General features: G+C 38.4%; 20 protein-coding genes and 1 pseudogene. 4 read left to right on the forward strand and 17 right to left on the reverse strand.

The genetic code is table 11. From position 1 onward, the window contains the following. Window positions 1-60: 60 nt before the first annotated feature. On the forward strand, window positions 61-504 hold the full coding sequence (locus tag H6H03_RS10120; protein ID WP_190955012.1) for a DUF29 domain-containing protein: 444 nt from the start codon (window positions 61-63) through the stop codon (window positions 502-504). A gap of 42 nt (window positions 505-546) precedes the next feature. Here H6H03_RS10120 and H6H03_RS10125 read toward each other — a convergent pair whose 3' ends face one another. The 10 genes and pseudogenes from H6H03_RS10125 to typA all read right to left on the reverse strand — a co-directional run bounded on the left by H6H03_RS10125 (window position 547) and on the right by typA (window position 7,184). Next, window positions 547-1,137 carry a Uma2 family endonuclease gene (locus tag H6H03_RS10125; RefSeq protein ID WP_190955013.1) on the reverse strand — a complete coding sequence of 197 codons (591 nt, stop codon included), beginning with the start codon at window positions 1,135-1,137 and terminating at the stop codon, window positions 547-549. 65 nt (window positions 1,138-1,202) lie between these two features. Next, window positions 1,203-1,778, reverse strand: coding sequence for a Uma2 family endonuclease (locus H6H03_RS10130; protein WP_190955014.1), 576 nt, complete (start codon window positions 1,776-1,778; stop codon window positions 1,203-1,205). A 57-nt stretch (window positions 1,779-1,835) separates the two neighbouring features. Next, a complete protein-coding gene (locus H6H03_RS10135; RefSeq protein ID WP_190955015.1) occupies window positions 1,836-2,078 on the reverse strand; it encodes a YgiT-type zinc finger protein in 243 nt (80 codons plus the stop codon). 29 nt (window positions 2,079-2,107) lie between these two features. Beyond that, window positions 2,108-2,331, reverse strand: a pseudogene (locus tag H6H03_RS10140) (hypothetical protein). Beyond that, a complete protein-coding gene (locus H6H03_RS10145) occupies window positions 2,315-2,500 on the reverse strand; it encodes a BrnT family toxin (protein WP_313931828.1) in 186 nt (61 codons plus the stop codon). Before H6H03_RS10145 ends, H6H03_RS10140 begins: the two are co-directional and overlap by 17 nt. Continuing rightward, window positions 2,463-2,873, reverse strand: coding sequence for a type II toxin-antitoxin system VapC family toxin (locus H6H03_RS10150; protein WP_190955016.1), 411 nt, complete (start codon window positions 2,871-2,873; stop codon window positions 2,463-2,465). Before H6H03_RS10150 ends, H6H03_RS10145 begins: the two co-directional genes overlap by 38 nt. Beyond that, entirely contained in the window at window positions 2,870-3,130 is a 261-nt protein-coding gene (locus tag H6H03_RS10155) for a DUF2281 domain-containing protein (RefSeq protein ID WP_190955017.1), read from the reverse strand. The genes H6H03_RS10150 and H6H03_RS10155 overlap by 4 nt, the downstream gene beginning before the upstream one ends. 166 nt (window positions 3,131-3,296) lie before the next feature. Further along, the gene (locus H6H03_RS10160; protein ID WP_190955018.1) at window positions 3,297-3,884 is read right to left on the reverse strand and encodes a Uma2 family endonuclease; all 588 of its coding nucleotides are present in this window, start codon (window positions 3,882-3,884) and stop codon (window positions 3,297-3,299) included. Between the two features lie 179 nt (window positions 3,885-4,063). After that, window positions 4,064-5,251, reverse strand: a complete 1,188-nt coding sequence (locus H6H03_RS10165; protein WP_190955019.1) for an AAA family ATPase — start codon at window positions 5,249-5,251, stop codon at window positions 4,064-4,066. 142 nt (window positions 5,252-5,393) lie between these two features. Continuing rightward, window positions 5,394-7,184, reverse strand: coding sequence for a translational GTPase TypA (gene typA, locus H6H03_RS10170; RefSeq protein WP_190955020.1), 1,791 nt, complete (start codon window positions 7,182-7,184; stop codon window positions 5,394-5,396). A 639-nt stretch (window positions 7,185-7,823) separates the two neighbouring features. On the opposite strand from typA, the gene H6H03_RS10175 reads away from it, so the two are divergent. Together H6H03_RS10175 and H6H03_RS10180 are read left to right on the forward strand one after the other, a co-directional pair. Then, window positions 7,824-9,200, forward strand: coding sequence for a serine/threonine-protein kinase (locus H6H03_RS10175; protein ID WP_190955021.1), 1,377 nt, complete (start codon window positions 7,824-7,826; stop codon window positions 9,198-9,200). A gap of 46 nt (window positions 9,201-9,246) precedes the next feature. Continuing rightward, a complete protein-coding gene (locus H6H03_RS10180) occupies window positions 9,247-10,707 on the forward strand; it encodes an ABC transporter substrate-binding protein (RefSeq protein WP_190955022.1) in 1,461 nt (486 codons plus the stop codon). Between the two features lie 107 nt (window positions 10,708-10,814). On the opposite strand, the gene egtC is transcribed toward H6H03_RS10180, so the two are convergent. After that, window positions 10,815-11,603 carry an ergothioneine biosynthesis protein EgtC gene (gene egtC, locus H6H03_RS10185; protein WP_190955023.1) on the reverse strand — a complete coding sequence of 263 codons (789 nt, stop codon included), beginning with the start codon at window positions 11,601-11,603 and terminating at the stop codon, window positions 10,815-10,817. A gap of 200 nt (window positions 11,604-11,803) precedes the next feature. On the opposite strand from egtC, the gene H6H03_RS10190 reads away from it, so the two are divergent. Further along, window positions 11,804-12,142: a DUF6717 family protein gene (locus tag H6H03_RS10190; RefSeq protein WP_313931829.1), complete on the forward strand. Its 339-nt coding sequence runs from the start codon at window positions 11,804-11,806 to the stop codon at window positions 12,140-12,142. Window positions 12,143-12,343: 201 nt separating this feature from the next. Here the strand turns inward: H6H03_RS10190 and H6H03_RS10195 are convergent, their stop codons facing one another. From H6H03_RS10195 to bchM, 6 genes are all read right to left on the reverse strand, one after another. Beyond that, window positions 12,344-14,212, reverse strand: coding sequence for a sensor histidine kinase (locus H6H03_RS10195; RefSeq protein ID WP_190955025.1), 1,869 nt, complete (start codon window positions 14,210-14,212; stop codon window positions 12,344-12,346). 15 nt (window positions 14,213-14,227) lie between these two features. Beyond that, entirely contained in the window at window positions 14,228-15,118 is an 891-nt protein-coding gene (locus H6H03_RS10200) for a phosphate/phosphite/phosphonate ABC transporter substrate-binding protein (RefSeq protein WP_190955026.1), read from the reverse strand. Between the two features lie 292 nt (window positions 15,119-15,410). Beyond that, window positions 15,411-15,791 (reverse strand): DUF423 domain-containing protein, encoded by a 381-nt coding sequence (locus H6H03_RS10205; protein ID WP_190955027.1) that lies wholly within the window; start codon window positions 15,789-15,791, stop codon window positions 15,411-15,413. Between the two features lie 100 nt (window positions 15,792-15,891). After that, the gene (locus tag H6H03_RS10210) at window positions 15,892-16,371 is read right to left on the reverse strand and encodes a hypothetical protein (RefSeq protein WP_190955028.1); all 480 of its coding nucleotides are present in this window, start codon (window positions 16,369-16,371) and stop codon (window positions 15,892-15,894) included. A 159-nt stretch (window positions 16,372-16,530) separates the two neighbouring features. Further along, window positions 16,531-16,872 carry a hypothetical protein gene (locus tag H6H03_RS10215; RefSeq protein WP_190955029.1) on the reverse strand — a complete coding sequence of 114 codons (342 nt, stop codon included), beginning with the start codon at window positions 16,870-16,872 and terminating at the stop codon, window positions 16,531-16,533. A gap of 112 nt (window positions 16,873-16,984) precedes the next feature. Continuing rightward, window positions 16,985-17,671 carry a magnesium protoporphyrin IX methyltransferase gene (bchM, locus tag H6H03_RS10220; RefSeq protein WP_190955030.1) on the reverse strand — a complete coding sequence of 229 codons (687 nt, stop codon included), beginning with the start codon at window positions 17,669-17,671 and terminating at the stop codon, window positions 16,985-16,987. Window positions 17,672-18,090 lie beyond the last annotated feature (419 nt).

Genomic DNA, 18,090 nt, shown 5'->3' on the forward strand with positions numbered 1-18,090 from the left:
CTAAGAGCCAGGATAACTGTATATGATTAAAATATGAATTGTTAGGTAGAAGGTAAAAATATGACAATTACTACCAACTTAAAAAAGCTCTATGAAACTGATGATAGTTTATGGCTAGAACAAACTATTGAATTATTAAAACAAAAACAGTTTAACCAACTTGATTTAGAAAACTTAATTCAGGAATTAATCAATTTGGGTAAAAGAGATTTAGCTAAAGTTAAAAGTCTTTTAAGGCAAATTATTATTCATTTATTATTACTCCAATATTGGCAGATAGAATATGAAAGAAATTATCGCCATTGGCTTGGAGAAATTAAAACTTTTAGATATGACTTAAATAATCATCTAACCACAAATTTAATAAATAAATCAGAGGAGGATTTAGAAAATATTTATCAAAGTGCGGTTGATTTTGTGCAAGTTAAAACCGATTTAACGGTTTTTCCAGAAAAATGTCCTTACACTCTTGCACAATTATTAGATGACAATTATTTGTCTTAAATATATTCAGTATGGCGTTGCGCTAGCGATGTCTAAGACAGGCTACGTCTGTGCATTAATTTCTCTACGAAATGCTCTAATAGCTTCTCCAGCATCAGTTTCAGCCATCAAAATGTAGCGTCTGAGTAAATCCAAATTGAGTTCATTAAGTCCAGGTAGTTGGCTGCGATCTAGGCTTTCATAGCTGTCATCATGCAAATGATAGACCGTTAACAGCCCATCTTCCCAAAACCAGACTTCTAGTACTCCCAGAGCTTTATAACGCTCTAACTTGCTGATACTACCACTGGTAAAAACGACTTCGATGGACAAATCTGGAATCGGTTTAGCACTTCCAATGCAGTAGGACTCATCCGCTTGAACAGAGACAACCCCTTCTCTTTCCTGGGTCATCGACCGGGTTGGCTGGAAGAAAATGCCTTTTTCGACGAGAAAAGTTGTCACTAAATAACCGATGATACTGGCAAAAATTTCATGTTCGCGTCCTGGCATGAGAATCTCGATTGTATCGTCATAGTAAAACAGTCGCACACCAGGAGAACCGTTAAAACCCTTTTGGATGAACTTGAACTGTTCCCACGTCCCATAATGAACAATGTGTTGGTCGGTAGTTCGGTTGATTAGTGGGGGCATCGCGTTTACCTATAGCAATCCCTACCGAAATTGTGACATACTCTTTGCTATTATGAGTTTTTTCGCTATAACCAAGCAAAAATTTCATCAACAGAGAGTGTCAAATTCATGTCTTCTAATACTGTTAATATATCTTGTCCTGCTAACAAATCTGGTAAACGATTAGGCTGATAAACGAAAATACAGCGATCGCTTGGATCGATTAACCATCCTAGTTGACTGCCATTTCTCAAACAATGTAAAATATTCCCAGTAACTTTAGTTTGACTTTGAGCAGGGGAAAGAATTTCTATTATCCAAGCAGGTGCAAAATCAATACCACTGCTAATAATTTCACCGTTTTCATCCACTGGTAGTTGATTGTTGGAGATAACAACTACATCAGGAACTACTGAACGATTACCGCAAGTACAGCGCAATTCCGGAAAGGCTTCGTAGTTACTACCCAACGCATCAATTACTGCAACTAAACGTTTTTGCAATAAGCTGTGTTTACCTCCTGCCATTGGTTTTTGAATTGCCTCTCCGTTAATATATTCCCAAGCTGGTGACTCTTCAATATATGGAAGTTTTAAGAACTCCTCTAGAGTCGTGCTTGCTGGAAGTGTAATTTTTCCTTGCGTCAACTCAAGATTTTTCATAATTCGGTTACAAGCAAAATCGGCTTAGTTGTTGGAACCAGAGTTACGCGGCGCTAATTATGCTGATTCTAGATGAGTGACCGGAATTTGTTCGGTTCTTTCAGGGGGTTTGGCTCCAGTTGCAACAGCATGAACCACATGAAGAATATCGGCACTGTAGTAGCGATTACCACAGGTATCACAAACACCAATCGTTACATCTTCGAGGATGACAAATCCATCTCTATGTTTAAATGCCTCGCGCTTGACAGTTCGGGGTTGAACGGTTCCTTCGCAATACTCGCATCTATATCCATACATACGCCTAAACTTTTATTCTGTTTGCTGTACTATTTGGATTGCTGACGCTGGGCAACGTTGATTAACAACCTCAATGCCTCATTGACCGCTTCATCGTTGGGAAAAGCTTGGGCAACATCGGGATCTAACAGCACTAGGTTGTTTTTTTACGATATCGCTCAACATATTTACCTCTAACTCCTCCTTCCATTTGAGCGAAATTGTACTCAGAACGTAATTCATCTTCCATTTCGTTTTCAACTTCCTTCTTCATAAAACCTCTTCTCTTGCCGAGTAGCTTTTCGGGCGCTGATAATTCGTATCTTTTCCCCTCTATCAGTATGTGCAACAATTAAGAGTTGTTCAAACCTAGATAAGCCAATAATAACGTAGCTACTTTCTCTATCAGACTGAAATGATTTCAAAGGTGTCTTGATGACCAATTCGATAAAACAAGAAATCAGAATCGAGGGTGAGAATGTGACGATACCCTGTCTTTTCAGCCGTCAAAACCAATGTAGCATCTGCTAAATCCATTGGGCGATCGCGGTATTGTTCCATCAGCGCCAACAAACGGCTGTAATCACTCTCCTGAATCTCGTAAATGGTCAGCAGTTTATCTAAAAGAAGTTGCCCCAACTGTTTTTGCATTTGCCAGCCGCCACGATGCAGGGCAAGATACATGGCTTCTGTCAGACATGACCAGGTTGTGACGAGAGGTTTTGCCAAACCCATAACCGCAGTTCGATAAGCCTTGTGCTGGGGTTGAGTGCGATCGACTAAACACAATAAGACTCCTGCATCACACAGGATCATAGCTCTAGCCCTTGTTGCCGATACTTGTTGAGTAGGATTTGCTGATAGTTGCTGACTGGTTCAGGTGGAGATACGTCTAGGCAATCCACAGCCTCAAACCATTGTGACCATTTTCCCACAAGCGTTTCGTCAGGCTGACTCTCAGCAATTTTAACTTGATGTTTGTGGATCACAAAATCAATGAAGTCGGTCACTTCTTGCAGGAGTGGTTCAGAAAGTTGCTGCAATTTTGCGATCGCAGTTTCACGAATAGTCATGATAATTGCCTTTTTCAGTCCTCTTCATTGTTACTCAATAATTTAACTAAATGTACGGCAAGGGCGATCGCTTTCTGTAAGAATCCCTGGTGGCTAGCGATGTCTACGACGGGCTACGCCTACGCAATGTCACCAATAGTCGTGAAAATTACATCTTTGAATACTATCAATTTTTTCGCTGTAACCAAGCAAAAATTTCATCAACAGAAAGTGTTAAATTCATCTCTTCTAACACTGGTAATATATCTTGTCCTGCTAACAAATCTGGTAACCGATTAGGCTGATAAACTAAAATACAGCGATCGCTTGGATCGATTAACCATCCTAGCTGACTGCCATTTCTCAAACAATGTAAAATATTCCCAGTAACTTTAGTTTGACTTTGAGCAGGGGAAAGAATTTCTATTATCCAAGCAGGTGCAAAATCAATACCACTGCTAATAATTTCACCGTTTTCATCCACTGGTAGTTGATTGTTGGAGATAACAACTACATCAGGAACTACTGAACGATTACCGCAAGTACAGCGCAATTCCGGAAAGGCTTCGTAGTTACTACCCAACGCATCAATTACTGCAACTAAACGTTTTTGCAATAAGCTGTGTTTACCTCCTGCCATTGGTTTTTGAATTGCCTCTCCGTTAATATATTCGCAAGCTGGTGATTCCTCAATATATGGAAGTTTTAAGAAATCTTCTAGAGTCGTGCTTTCTGGAACTTTAATTTTTCCTTGTGTCAACTCAATATTTTTCATAGTTTAGTTATAAGCAAAATTGACTCAGCTGTTGGAACGACGTTAATTATGCTGATTCTAGAAGAGTGACCGGAATTTGTTCGGTTCTTTCAGGGGGTTTGACTCCAGTTACAACAGCATGAACCAGATGTAGAATATCGCCACTATAGTACCGATTACCACAGGTATCACAATTAATTTTAAACCAAATATTGCGCTAGTTGCTCATGAGTGGGAACATCCGTAGGCAAGAAGGTTTTCAAGTCATTCTTTGATGGTTTAGCTAATTCTGCTAAACGATTACATTGAATAGCAATACAACGATCAAAGATATTCCTCACAAATCTACCATTTCCAAGATCTCCAATTTTGTCTTCAAATTTATTGACTAAATCACGTATTGCATCTAAGGTCTTCTCTGAGAACAAATAGCCATGCTGTTCACACATGAGTTTAAAAATTTCCGTTAACTCAGACGAACTATAGTTTTCAAAGTGAATTGACCGTGCAAATCTGGACTTTAGACCAGGATTAGATTCAATAAATCGAGACATTTCCCCTTTATAGCCTGCGACAATAACCACTAAATCCTCTCTGTAGTCTTCCATCATTTTTAAGAGAGTATTAATTGCTTCTTGTCCGAACATATCACTACGTCCATCTGGAACAAGAGAATAAGCTTCATCAATAAAAAGTACACCACCTAGAGCAGATTCAACTACTTTTGCTGTTTTGGGTGCTGTTTGACCAAGGTATTCTGCAACTAAATTAGTCCGGTCTGCTTCGATAAAATGACCCTTTGATAAAACCCCAAGATTCTTATATATTTCACCTATAATCCTTGCTACTGTAGTTTTACCTGTGCCAGGATTTCCTGTAAATACAAGATGTCTAGTGATTGCAGGAGCTTTGATACCTGCTTGAGCTTGCAACTTGGCTACTTTCGCAATGTTTACCAACTCCTGAACAGTAGATTTGACGGTACTTAATCCAGTCAATGAATGAAGTTGATTGAGACATTCCTGAAGCTCATCACTAATTATTGGAGGATTTACACCTGAACTTTCTGAAACTCTTGTTCCTCTATGGTTCGATTTTCCTTTACCTGTGCGTAAGTCAGCATCAGGATTAGGTTTATTATCAAGCTCCTTACAAACTTCTGCTGCCCATCCATCGCCTATTTGTTTAATATTAGTACCTAAGAGTTTACGAGCTGTTGTAATGGCATTTTCTTTAGAAGGAGCTTCAGCAAAGAATAAACAATCGATTTCCAAATGCTTTTCAGGCTTTTCTAGAAAATGATAAGCATCATCAATGCTACTCCAAGCAGCCCACAACCAAGAATTGCCTGAAGCACAGACACTAAAGACTGTAGAATTCCACGACATATATACACACTAGAACCTGAACACAACGAATTATCTAGCGTTATGTTACCCATTCAAGTATCTATATATTTATTTCTGTTACCACAAAATCAAAAGCCCGCTGACACGGGCTTTTGAAATGAATTAAGTCACTAAACTTAACTTAGCGTTTCGCTAACTTCTTCGCCATCTTCCGCAGACGAATTGATTTAGGTGTAACTTCCACCAATTCATCTGGGCCAATGTATTCCAAAGCACGCTCTAGACTCATGTCTATTGGTGCTTGCAACTGCACGAGTTCATCGCCACCAGATGCACGGTGGTTGGTTAACTGCTTGGTTTTGCAGACATTCAATTCCAAGTCTTGAGGACGATTGTGTTCGCCGACAATCATACCTCTGTAAACTTTGGTGCCGGGAGTGATAAAGAATGCTCCTCTATCTTCGGCGTTCTTCATGGCGTAGAAGGTAGAAACGCCTTCTTCAAAGGAGATTAAAACGCCTTTGTTACGGGCTTCAATGTCGCCACTGAGTTGACGGTAGTCAAGGAAGCTGTGGTTCATGATGCCTTCGCCGCGAGTCATCCGCATGAATTCACCGCGGAAGCCAATCAAACCACGGGCGGGAATGACAAACTCTAACTGAGTACGATCGCCACTACCCGGTTGCATATCTTGCATTTCGCCTTTGCGTTGTCCCAGGCGTTCGATACAGCTACCTACCGCATCAGTAGGTACGTCTAACACCAAGAGTTCGTAAGGTTCGCAAGGTTGGCCGTTGACTTCGCGGTAAATTACCTGTGGCTGAGATACCTGAAACTCGAAGCCTTCGCGGCGCATGGTTTCAATTAAGATACCCAGGTGGAGTTCACCACGACCGGAAACTAGGAATTTATCGGGAGAATCGGTTTCTTCAACCCGCAAAGCAACGTTGGTTTCAAGTTCGCGGAATAGGCGATCGCGCACTTGTCTTGATGTTACCAACTTGCCTTCTTGACCCGCAAAAGGTGAATCGTTCACCCAGAAGGTCATTTGCAAGGTTGGTTCATCCACTTTAATTAGTGGTAAAGCTTGCGGTTCATTGGGGTCAGTAATTGTTTCCCCAATGTAAGCATCAGCGAAACCAGCCACGGCAACAATATAACCAGCGGTGGCTTCTTCCATTTCCACCCGCTTCAAGCCTTCAAAGCCCATCAATTTACTGATTTTGGACTTGACAATTGTGCCATTTTCTGTTATCAAAGCCGCTTGCTGTCCAGCACGGATAGTGCCGTTGTGAATTCTGCCAATGACAATTCGTCCGAGGTATTCAGAATAATCTAGGGTTGTGACTTGCAATTGCAGCGGCTTGTTGATGTCGCCTACTGGTGGTGGAACGTGTTGCAAAATCGCATTAAACAGTGGTTGCATATCTACCGATTCTGCTTCCATGCTTTCTTTGGCATAACCTCCCATACCGGAGGCAAACAGATAGGTAAAATCACACTGGTCTTCATCTGCGCCTAATTCTAAGAACAGATCCAATACTTTATCAACTGCGACGTGTGGATCGGCTTTGGCACGGTCGATTTTGTTGATCACAACGATGGGGCGTAGCCCTTTTTCCAAGGCTTTTTTGAGTACAAAGCGCGTTTGGGGCATGGGGCCTTCGTTAGCATCGACAATTAGAAGACATCCGTCAACCATGCCGAGTACTCGTTCTACTTCACCGCCAAAGTCGGCGTGTCCGGGTGTATCAACAATATTGATTAGTGTGTCTTTGTAACGAACCGCTGTGTTTTTGGAGAGAATTGTGATTCCCCGTTCCCGTTCGAGGGCGTTGGAGTCCATGACGCAATCCGGAACGTCTTCACCTTCACGGAAAATGCCGGACTGTTTGAGGAGTGCATCAACCAGGGTGGTTTTGCCGTGGTCAACGTGGGCGATAATTGCGACGTTGCGAATTGGGAGCGTCATAGAAGCTTTGGGTGAACTTTAGAAGGGGTTTATAGATTTACATTTGAATGCTAGGCTTTTCTAACAGAATTGGGGGCGATCGGCAAATTCTGTAAAGAACCTTTAATAATTCTAGCGTAATCGTCACAATTGCGGAGACTTTTATCAAGACTACAATGGCGAGTGTGGGGTAATTGCGGCGTTCGGGGGATGAAAAAAAGCTGATGTTACCTGTATTGTTCGCTGTTAACTGTTAACTGTTGAGTCAAGAGTTAGGAATTCTCCCCATTTCCCCCATTCTCGATGTTTTTAAGAGGTGATATCACTGATGAGAATTCGGGTTGATTCAAGAAAGCGAAGGATTAATTTATGGGACTGTTGTTAACAAAAGACCATTAATTGTGCTGTTAATTACATATCGAGTTAGTTTGCAAGAGTGTGATGTCTGGCTTGAAAAGTGATGCTCCTGCGTCGCTAACGCTGCGCTATCAGAATACCTGCGGCTTGCCGCAAAGCGTCTACGGCAAAAGCCGCCGCTACGACGGGCTACGCCTGTGCCCCTCGTTTGTAATCCATGTAGAAACGTTTCAGTACAAAGTATCTACTGAATTTAAGGTATATTTTAAAAATTAATAAAATGACAGCGATAAGATAATTATTATGATCTGCTGCCTGAATCCTAATTGCGAAAATCCTCAAAATCCTGATGGGACAAATTTCTGTCTCAGTTGCGGGGCAAAGTTGATACCCCTGCTGAGAAATCGTTATCGGATTGTTGGATTGTTAGGGAGAGGGGGGTTTGCACGCACATATGTGGCAGAAGATATAGACAAGCTCAATGAACAATGTGTTGTTAAGCAGTTGGTTTTAAGTCAATTTTATGGCTCTCAAGGTACTGGCGCACATAAAAAAGCAACTGAGTTGTTTGAAAGAGAGGCCAAACGCCTCAAAGAACTAGGGGAACATCTGCAAATTCCCAATTTGTATGCATATTTTAAGGAAGGCGAATATCTATATTTAGTGCAGCAGTTTATTGAAGGACAAAATCTGTTGCAAGAATTAAAACAGTACGGAGTTTTTGATGAAGCTAAAATTCGAGATTTTTTGCACGATCTATTATCTGTGCTGGTAGCCGTACACGAGCAAGAGATTATTCACCGAGATCTGAAGCCAGAAAATATTGTACGTCGTCAAAATGATAATAAATTAGTGCTAATTGATTTTGGGGTGTCAAAGCAAAGGACGGAAGCTACAAACACTGCAATAGGGACAATTATTGGTTCATTGGGCTATGCACCCATTGAGCAAATGCAATTAGGTAAAGTCTTTCCTTCCAGCGATCTCTACAGTTTAGGAATCACTTGCTTTCATCTGCTAACTAATATTTCTCCGTCAAGTTTCTGGATGAAACAAGGCTATAGTTGGACTTCTAGCTGGCGACAGTATTTAAAACAACCCATAAGTCATCAATTAGAGTTAATTATTGATAAATTAATTCGAGAAAATCACGAACAGCGTTATCAGTCTGCACAGGCTGTATTACAAGATTTGAATAAGTTACCAAGATTAAGAAATACATTACCTCCTACAGTAATTTCACATTCTGAACTATTAGAAACACAACCACAAGTTGAACAAAAAGCAGTTGGTTCTGGATATTTACGACTATTTTCTAATAATCAATTATTGTCGGGAGCGATAATTACTGGAAGTGGTAGTTCGTTATTGGCGATCGCTTTAATCAGTTTTCTCGGAACCACTTGGATTAGCTCAGGATTGTGGTTGCTAATTTTAGCAGGATTAGTATTTATTCAATCTCGTTCCCTTGTGGAAAAAGCTTCTTTAATTATCATTGCTATCATCACAAATTTACTTCTTGTTTTGAGTTTCAAAAATTTACTAACTCCAAATCTTATAAAATTTGGGATAAATGGACTATTGCTTGTGATGTTGTTAGTTGTGCTTGCAGGTTTTTTGACAGTTATTATTGTAGGCGTGTGGGAAATAATAAACAAATTTATTTCTAAATATTTTTAATATAAGCTGATTTTGGATAAACTTTGTATATTTTGGGAAATTATTTATGACAAATAAAAAAGAAAACTTGAAGCTACTTCTTTCTTTGGGACTGGCTGGAGTAATGGTAGCAATTCTTTTTTGGTTAATTAGCAAACTTTCTTCTACTCTGATATCACCAAATACTGGGCAACCTTCATCTATAGAATTATCAAATAAACCTTCATTAATAAATTTGGGTACGAGGATTTTAGTAAAAGTACAAACATACCCAGAAAAAACAGATGGAGTTAAAGCTTTTAGTGAAAAAAATTTCAGCACTGCTGTGGAAAAATTTACCGTATCGTTGAAAAATAATCCCAACGATCCAGAAACTTTAATTTATTTAAACAATGCTAAAATTGCGCGAGATAATTCAGACAGCCTAAAAGTTGCTGTTATCGCGCCAGTTAACTTAGATCAGAATTTAGCAGAAGAACTTTTGCGTGGTGTAGCTCAAGCTCAAAATGAAGTTAACGAACGAGGCGGAATTAATGGTAAAAAATTACAAATTGCGATCGCAAGTGTCGAAAATCGAGAAGATGGCGAAAAGCTAGATAAGGAATTAGTTGAAGACCAGAGCGTTGTAGCCGCAGTTGGTGTGAGGCGTGATGCTGCAATTTATAATGACAAACGTTTGGTGTTAGTCTTCCCGCTCGAACGTCCAAATCAAGCAGAAAATCCAGAAAACACACAGCAAAATGTACTAAATAACCAGCAGGATGCTCAAAAAAGTAATTACTTATTTCATATAAATCCTCTGTATGAGAATTTAGTAGATACTCATGCTCGTTACATTGCTCGGCAAGGGAGAAATATTGCTATTTGTGGCGATATTCGTACCTCAGGAAATAATCCCAATTCTTCATCTAGTAAGGTACTTGTAGAACAGTACGCTCAAGCGATCGAACAATATGGCAGTCAAGTTATTAGTACCCCTTGCAATTTAGCAGATAAAAATTTTGACCCTAAAGCTTTTGTAGATCGAGCTATAGAAACAGAAAACGCCAATGGTTTTTTACTAATACCTTCACTCAGAAGTATAAGTTATGCTACTAAAGTTGCACAAGAGATTAAAGGCAGAAAACCACTGTTTGGTTCCGAAACTATGTATAGTGGAAAAACTTTAGAAAATGGCAGGGATGTTGAAGGAATGGTAGTACCTGTGTATTGGCATCGTGATGTTAATAAGAATAACCCATTTGCGGAAAATGCTCTTGGTCTTTGGAAGGCACAGGTAAATCAGAGAACAGCGGGAGCTTATGATGCAATGCAAGTAATTATCGCTGGTTTGGAAAAAGATAACACCCGCGAAGGCTTGCAAAAAGTACTGTCTAATCCTAATTTTTCAACTTCTGGAGCTACAGGAAATATTATGTTTTCTCCTTCAGGTAAGCGTCAAGGAGAAGCTTTTTTAGTCAGAATTGAGCGTTGTGAGCGTTGTTCTTCTGGGACTAATTATGATTTTGTCTTATTGAATAAGAAGTAAATAGGGAATAGGGGGAGATGAGAGATATAAGAGGACAAGGAAAATAAATTCTCAGTCAACAGTCAAAGTTAACAAAGCGATTTTTCAAATATCCTCTGAAACTAAAGCTATATTTGTTGTATTTGCATCTCACAGTCTGCTCCCACACTAATGATGCTATTTTCTGGACAAGCAATCCAATTACCTTTAAATAGAGGCTCGGATGCAATAATGACGGATTTTGGGAAAGTCGGATCGTTTCGTATCCAGTAAAGAGATGGCACTGGTGAATTGGTAGCAAAGCGAGAGGCTATGAGACGATTTCCGTCACTCAAGATGATATTGAGAGAGGCTTGTACTTGATAGCGTTTTGCCATCTCTAAGAGCGTTAATAATGTGCTGCGTAAAGCATATTCTAGAGGTCGATGTTTATTAATTTGATTGTGGGAAAGTAACAATGCAAAAATGTGTTCGGAGTCAGTACTACCATTAATTATTTCATAAAAATCCTGAGCTAAAGTACTGCGGATTTTTCTGTATAATGTTTTGCGAAAATTCTCAATTCCTCCATTGTGAATGAATAGTAATTGTTGATAATTAAATGGCTGACAATTAGCAAAATCTACCCCTTGGTCTGATGTCGCACTCCGGACATAACCAAGGACACAGTTTGATTCAATATAACGGCTGAGACTCGGTAGGTTAATGTCATTCCAAATAGGCAGGGTATTTTTGTAGGTAAAAGGTTCGATATCTTTTTGGCTATGATACCAACCGACACCAAAGCCATCTGCATTTACTAACCCAGAGGCCATTTCACGAGGTTTATGACTCTGGACTATTAATGAATGTTCTGGCTTATACAGAATATCTTCCAGGCAAATAGGTGAACCGAGGTAGGCAAGTAAACGGCACATGATTAAAGTATTTGCTCCTAATAGCTTTATAGAATTAAGCTTTTTTACTAAAAATTAGCTAGTTGTTGGCTAAATTTGCGCTATTATTGTTAGCGATCTTGCTTACCCTTAACTTTGAACTTCACGAGTGAAATTTAAGTAGATAGACTGACTGAATAAAAAGAGTAATTACCAATAATCAATAACTGATGAATAATTCAATGATGGTAATTTTCCCATATAAACATAACCAAACATGGGTATTTGATGATGAGCGAATGGAACTAATCCAAGAACCATTTGTCAGTGGTATACCCGAAATGATCGATATTTTGGTTGAGGGGATTGCTAATGTTGATGAAGGTTTTAAACTTTTATTTTCTGCAAATCCATTTCCTGGTTATCACGCTGAACTAATTTGGTTGAGGTCGGAGTATAACGGTCATTGGTATTACTGGAATAAAAACAATTTGGAAGGTTGGCTATGTCCAGCTTTGTTGAAATATTTCAGTGAACCACCAAATAAGATATATTGCAAAGCTGAAAGCCTTTATTTGTAGAGAATGTCTCAAAGATGCTGAGTTATTTTAACATAATAAAATATATATGAATATTATAAAGTCTATTATAACAATTATTGGACGACAGCCTTGTCCGCTTTGATTTGCAACTATCAGTGGTTTTCATTTATATGGCTTTCCATCACCGGATTCTAATTATGGCTGAATTTTGGTAATTTTCAATATTTAATCCTCTCTTAGTCATCCAGTAGCAGGACTAATTTTTTGTGTCTTCATAGGTAAGACAATTATAAACTCTGCCCCTTTTTCTAATTCTGAGATGACTTCTATTTTACCTTTGTGTTTGTCAACTATCTGATAGCAAACACTTAAACCTAATCCAGTACCTTGACCAACTGCTTTGGTTGTGAAAAAAGGATCGAATAGTTTATTTTTGATTTCTGCTGAAATTCCATAGCCGCTATCTTTGATTCCTATTTTAATGTAAGTATCATCTATTTTTAATGTATATATAATAATTTGTTTATTTTTACTTGAATAATTTTTTTCATCTAACACAGCATCGATCGCATTAGTTAAAATGTTTAGAAATACCTGGTTTAATTGTGCTGGATAACACTCAATTAAGGGTAAATTTCCATAGTTTTTAATGACTTCAATTTCTGGCTGAAATCTGTGATTCAAAATTAATAATGTATTGTCAATTCCTTGATGAATATCTACCTCTTTCATCTCAGATTCATCTAATCGCGAAAAGTTACGCAAACACAAGACGATTTTTCGGATACGCTCAGCACCTATTTTCATTGAAGAAAGTACAAGTGGTAAATCTTGATTAATAAAATTTAAATCAATTTCTCGAATTCTTTCTTCAATTACACAGCTTGAATCTGAATATTGTTCCTGATATAAACTCACGAGGCTAAATAAATCTTGAGTATAGTCAGATACACATTGGATATTACCATAAATAAAGTTTACAGGATTATTAATTTCATGGGCTATACCTGCTACCATTTGCCCAAGAGAAGACATTTTTTCGCTTTGAATTAATTGACCTTGAGTTTCTTTTAAATCTTGCAGTATTTTTTGAAGTTCTTGGGTTCGTTCTTCTACCCGATGTTCTAAACTTTGACGAGCTAGTTCTAGTTCTTGGGTTCGTTCTTCTACCCGATGTTCTAAATTTTGACGAGCTAGTTGTAGTTCTTTGGTGTAATCTCCCACCCATTCGACTAGTTGATTCAGAGAAGTAGCTAATATCCCTACTTCATCGTTGCTTGTGATATTAGCTCGGAGTTGAAAATTTGATTCTTGAGTAATTTTTCTGGCAACGTTAGTAACTGTTTGTAAGGGACGAGCGATTAATGTACTAGTATATAGTGCTAATATAACTGCGATCGCTGCTGATAATAGCATACTTCCAACAATAATTTTAATTCGCAGTTTTTGAGCATTATCAAAACTAGCAATTGCTAGTTTTTTTTGAGTTTCAGCATAGCCGATAATCGAAATTAATTCATCGGATAGTTTCTCAAATTCAATAGAAATATTAATTTCTTTTTTGAAAAAAGCTAGCAGTTCTTCTTGTCCAACTTTTTTTAATGATTCATTTTGGTCAAGATTTTGCCAAAAACTTTTTACTACTTGAGTATATATTTTTGTATTTTTTTGATATTTTTGTAATAAATTAAACAGATTTTGATTGTTAATTCTTGAATCATGAGTATCGGTCTTTATAAAAGTTTCTAGCTGAGATAACTTTTGATTAACTTGGCTCATTTCATCTAGAAATCTGTTTTTTTCAAATTCTAGCCAAATAGAATTTTCCCATACAGTAACTAATCTTTGAGGGTGTAGCCTGACTTTGGTTATTTTATTTTCTAAATCTTTTAAAAGAGATTGTTGTTGCTCAGATAAATTCAATTGTTGCTGAGCAAGTGTTTCATAATGATATGCAATTAATAAACCACTTATTGTACCTATAAAAGTAATACTGCCTGCCACAGTATAACCATAACTAATCTTTTTGGCGATATTCCAGTTATCAGTTAAGTGGCTAAATAGAATAAAACTTTTATAAAATAGCGTTTTGTACCAGCTATCATTCATTTATAGACCATGCTATTAAAGGAAATTTCCTTGTCCAATTTTTTGATAAACTTCTCGGATCATATTATAATCAGTATCGTTTGCTGTAATAAATTTACTTCCTTGATACTTGCGATTTGCTTTAGCACTTACTAAACTTTTAATCAGTTTATCTTGATTGTTAACCATGCGCGATCGCATATCTTCTATAAAGTTAGATGGTAACTGATTACTAGCAACAAAGACATCACTAGGAAGTAATTTGCTAGTAAATATTATGGAAAAATCTTTCTCAGATAAACCTTCCGATTCCAGAATGTTTTTGTATCTGTCAGATGCAGTCGCCCAAGCATCTACTTCACCTTTTTTTAAGGCTTGTACTCCTTTATCATCTAGCATCACAGTTTTAAAGTCAGTTTGCGGATTTAATCCAGCATCTATTAATAGCTTTGTAGGAGCAATATGACCAGATGTTGAGCCAATTTTTCGCATGGCAATTGTTTTGCCTTTCAATTGAGGTAATAATTTAATTTTGCTATCTGCACGAACTACAATAATTGAATGATAGTTACTGCGCTCAATAGCAATTATCGGAATGGCCTTTGCTCTCGCATTTAAAATCAAGTATTCTGAAGGCCCTGCAAAAACAATATCTACTTCTCTTGATAATAGTGCTGGTGCTGCTGCTGTAGGATTTTCTACAGGGAAAAACTCGATTTTGACGCCTAATACTTCTTCTAATGTAGTCCGAAAAACTCCAAAATCTCGTTGTAAATTTTCAATTCCAGAGACATCTGTAACTGCAAATTTTAAATTTTTTGGTGCAGTTACTGGCAATTGCTCTGAGTTATTATTAGCAGAGTTTATTCGTGTTGTGCAGCCAGCAGCAAACAATAGCGAATACCAAAGTAAGTTCCGCCGTTTCATAGGTTTGAATGATATTAGAAATGTAGAATTTTTTAGTCGTTAGTTAGTAATATACTTATGAAGTTTATTGGTTTATTGTATCCCTGGCTTCTGTAAAATTACGGAAATAAGTTTAAGAAAAAGAATTCAGAATTCAGAATGAATTACAGCGGATTTCAATAATCTTGAAGTATTGTCGTTCTGACTTTCCGCACTTATCCCTTACTAATTGATTTTGATTACTCAATTCTGTTAGCGTAGCGGGACGTAGCCCATTCTGAATTCTGATTTTGAATTTTTAATTCCTCATTTTTTACAACTTCAAATTCCAAGCAGCAAAAGCTAAAGCACCCCAACCAGCAAGAAAAGCTACGCCACCTAATGGTGTAATTGCTCCTAAGAACTTTATACCAGTTAAGCTCAAGGCGTACAAACTTCCTGAGAAAATAGCAATCCCAATGATAAATAACCAACCACTGGCTATGAGAGTGGGTTGAGGAAATTCGCTGCGACTAATTAGTATTGCTACTAGAAAAAGTGCCAGAGCATGATACATTTGATAACGAGCGCCAGTTTCAAAAATTTCTAGCGATCGCTCACTAATTTTCTCTCGCAATGCATGGGAAGCAAAAGCACCAGCAGCGACTGACAAACCGCCTAAAACAGCAGCTACGCTCAGAAAAATTTGCATCATTAGACTTAGCTGTAAGATGGGCATTGGGCATTGGGCATTGGGTATGGCGTATTAGTTTTAAACTAATGACTAATGACCAATGACTAATGACTAATCACAATTAGACATCAAAATGATATGATACTGCCCCTTCTTCATTGACTTTAAAATTTGCATTGAATTCTTTAGCTTTTTGATCTAAATATTGTCTGGCGTCGGCTGGGGGTAATTGTGATTGCATAGCAAACCCTAAAACAGTCACACGTCCATGATTTTCTTGTAGCATCTCATAAAAAAGTGATTGCAAGCGATCGCTACGTTGTTGATTAAGTGCCTTTTTCTCTTGCCGACTTTGACGATATAATCCCAAGGCTAACCAGGCACCCAGTGTGAAGCTAGGGACACCAAAAATTAGACCACCAGCAACAGTATTATCATTTTCATAAGTGGCATTTGGCGCAGAAAAATCATACGCATCTTTCACTGGTATGAGCACCTTACGTGTAGCAAATTTGTCAATTGCTGCTGATGCTGATAGCGTTAAAAACATGAATCCTAGTGTCAGTAGCCAACCAGCAGCCAATTTTTCAGCAGTTTTCATAGTTCTACTTCAGATTTGAACTTTGCTAGAGATTCTAACCTGACTTTCTCTGAGGTTCCAGTATATCAATCTACTCCCTAAGACAGTTTTTTAGCGATGATGACGCACTTTTTGATGTATTTTGCTTAAAAAAGCAAGGTTATTAAGCGGCTACATACCCTAGTAATTATGTAATATTTTTAAAATAAGAAATCGAATTATCACCAGAACATCCTTTGCGATGCCTCCTTCATAATCAGGACTGACGCACAGGTAACGGAAAATCGTAGACGCATTAGCGAAGCGGTAGCGACGTTCGCGCAGCGGACGCACCAGAAGGAGGGTCAGTGGCTTGCCGCAGGCTACCACAGAGAAGCCAAGCGCTAGCAGCGGGTTAAGAGACTTGTACTCCTTCGGAGAACCCGCAGGGTAGCAACTGGCGCGACGCACAGGGCACGGAGAAATAAGAATTTCAGAGAGTTCTTGCCTAAGTCCTAATAATAATTCTTCACGATCGCCCAAATCAAAACCAAAACTCAGTTGTATAGCGGTGCGTTAGGCTGAAGCCATAACGCACCCTACTTCTAGCTATAAACAAAGAAAATATGGGGAAGTAACATCCCCCTCATCCCCCTCATGCACGCGTAGCTTCCAGTAGACGGGAAAAATAGAAGCGAGTTTTAGTCATCGCTTGACGTTGCACTGAAAACCCATTATTTTCCAAAATTTTCATCACATCAGCCTCGCGATGCAAATATGCACGAGTGGCTTTACTCGGCCCGGGAAAGAAACTACCAATCTTCTTGAGTATAGTTAAGGCACACGTTTTAGGAGCAAAACTGAGAATTATCCGCGACTGTGCTAAAGAACAGAGGTGAGAAATCATTTCATCTGCTTTTTCTTGGGGGTAGTGGATGAGGACATCCAAGCAAATAACAGTATGGTAACTGCCACTCAACGATTCCAAATCCTGCACGGCAAAAGTAGGATTTTCTGTATTTCCCAAGGTTTGCTTGGCTCTATCTTTGCCTTCTTCCACCATCTTTTCAGAAATATCGCTCGCATACACCTTGGCACCATCTACCGCCAAGGGGATGCTGAGACTACCCACACCACAGCCAGCATCGCAGATTGATAGTTGTGGCAAATTATTATCAGCTTTTAGCCATTCGAGAACTGTATCCACAGTTTGCTGGTGTCCATTGCGGATGTCCAGCTGGACTTTGTTGACTTCGCCATCGCCGTAAATCCGCCTCCAACGGTCAAACCCTGTGGAATTGAAATACTCGCGAACAATTGTTTTATCGTCGGCTGCGTTCATAAACTCTGATTTTTAGGGGTTCCCAATGCTTAAAATTATCATTGATAGGAACCCACAAGAGCGCTTTTCCAGATTTTTCTAGATCTAGCTAGCCTATAAGCAAATATTCTTATAGAAACTACAAACGCGGGGACGCGAGGACACAGAGAGCTTTGAATTATTAATTATCAGTAATTAACCGAGGGTGATATTACAATATCACACGATTGATTGTATTAGTTTATTTTCACTAAATCAACAAACTTAATATTGTAATTGTAGGAATTATTGGCATTATTTTTACATTAAACTTACTCCCAACCTACGACTTGCAATTCTTTTCAAGAAAAACTTATATTTTCCTACAAAATCATGATTTATAAATCATGATTAGTATTTACGGTTATTGAAATATTTATAATATTTGCAATTTCAAAAAC

It is taken from the genome of Nostoc paludosum FACHB-159, assembly GCF_014698835.1.
Classification (GTDB): Bacteria; Cyanobacteriota; Cyanobacteriia; order Cyanobacteriales; family Nostocaceae; genus Nostoc; species Nostoc paludosum.

What these genes read in the sequence shown, in the direction of transcription:
- H6H03_RS10150 (WP_190955016.1), bottom strand. Translation starts at nt 2,873, where the DNA reads ATGATCCTGTGTGATGCAGGAGTCTTATTGTGTTTAGTCGATCGCACT.
- H6H03_RS10180 (WP_190955022.1), top strand. Translation starts at nt 9,247, where the DNA reads ATGACAAATAAAAAAGAAAACTTGAAGCTACTTCTTTCTTTGGGACTG.
- bchM (WP_190955030.1), bottom strand. Translation starts at nt 17,671, where the DNA reads ATGAACGCAGCCGACGATAAAACAATTGTTCGCGAGTATTTCAATTCC.
- H6H03_RS10135 (WP_190955015.1), bottom strand. Translation starts at nt 2,078, where the DNA reads ATGTATGGATATAGATGCGAGTATTGCGAAGGAACCGTTCAACCCCGA.
- H6H03_RS10205 (WP_190955027.1), bottom strand. Translation starts at nt 15,791, where the DNA reads ATGATGCAAATTTTTCTGAGCGTAGCTGCTGTTTTAGGCGGTTTGTCA.
- H6H03_RS10165 (WP_190955019.1), bottom strand. Translation starts at nt 5,251, where the DNA reads ATGTCGTGGAATTCTACAGTCTTTAGTGTCTGTGCTTCAGGCAATTCT.
- H6H03_RS10120 (WP_190955012.1), top strand. Translation starts at nt 61, where the DNA reads ATGACAATTACTACCAACTTAAAAAAGCTCTATGAAACTGATGATAGT.
- H6H03_RS10210 (WP_190955028.1), bottom strand. Translation starts at nt 16,371, where the DNA reads ATGAAAACTGCTGAAAAATTGGCTGCTGGTTGGCTACTGACACTAGGA.
- H6H03_RS10160 (WP_190955018.1), bottom strand. Translation starts at nt 3,884, where the DNA reads ATGAAAAATATTGAGTTGACACAAGGAAAAATTAAAGTTCCAGAAAGC.
- H6H03_RS10190 (WP_313931829.1), top strand. Translation starts at nt 11,804, where the DNA reads ATGATGGTAATTTTCCCATATAAACATAACCAAACATGGGTATTTGAT.
- typA (WP_190955020.1), bottom strand. Translation starts at nt 7,184, where the DNA reads ATGACGCTCCCAATTCGCAACGTCGCAATTATCGCCCACGTTGACCAC.
- H6H03_RS10125 (WP_190955013.1), bottom strand. Translation starts at nt 1,137, where the DNA reads ATGCCCCCACTAATCAACCGAACTACCGACCAACACATTGTTCATTAT.
- H6H03_RS10175 (WP_190955021.1), top strand. Translation starts at nt 7,824, where the DNA reads ATGATCTGCTGCCTGAATCCTAATTGCGAAAATCCTCAAAATCCTGAT.
- egtC (WP_190955023.1), bottom strand. Translation starts at nt 11,603, where the DNA reads ATGTGCCGTTTACTTGCCTACCTCGGTTCACCTATTTGCCTGGAAGAT.
- H6H03_RS10200 (WP_190955026.1), bottom strand. Translation starts at nt 15,118, where the DNA reads ATGAAACGGCGGAACTTACTTTGGTATTCGCTATTGTTTGCTGCTGGC.
- H6H03_RS10130 (WP_190955014.1), bottom strand. Translation starts at nt 1,778, where the DNA reads ATGAAAAATCTTGAGTTGACGCAAGGAAAAATTACACTTCCAGCAAGC.
- H6H03_RS10155 (WP_190955017.1), bottom strand. Translation starts at nt 3,130, where the DNA reads ATGACTATTCGTGAAACTGCGATCGCAAAATTGCAGCAACTTTCTGAA.
- H6H03_RS10195 (WP_190955025.1), bottom strand. Translation starts at nt 14,212, where the DNA reads ATGAATGATAGCTGGTACAAAACGCTATTTTATAAAAGTTTTATTCTA.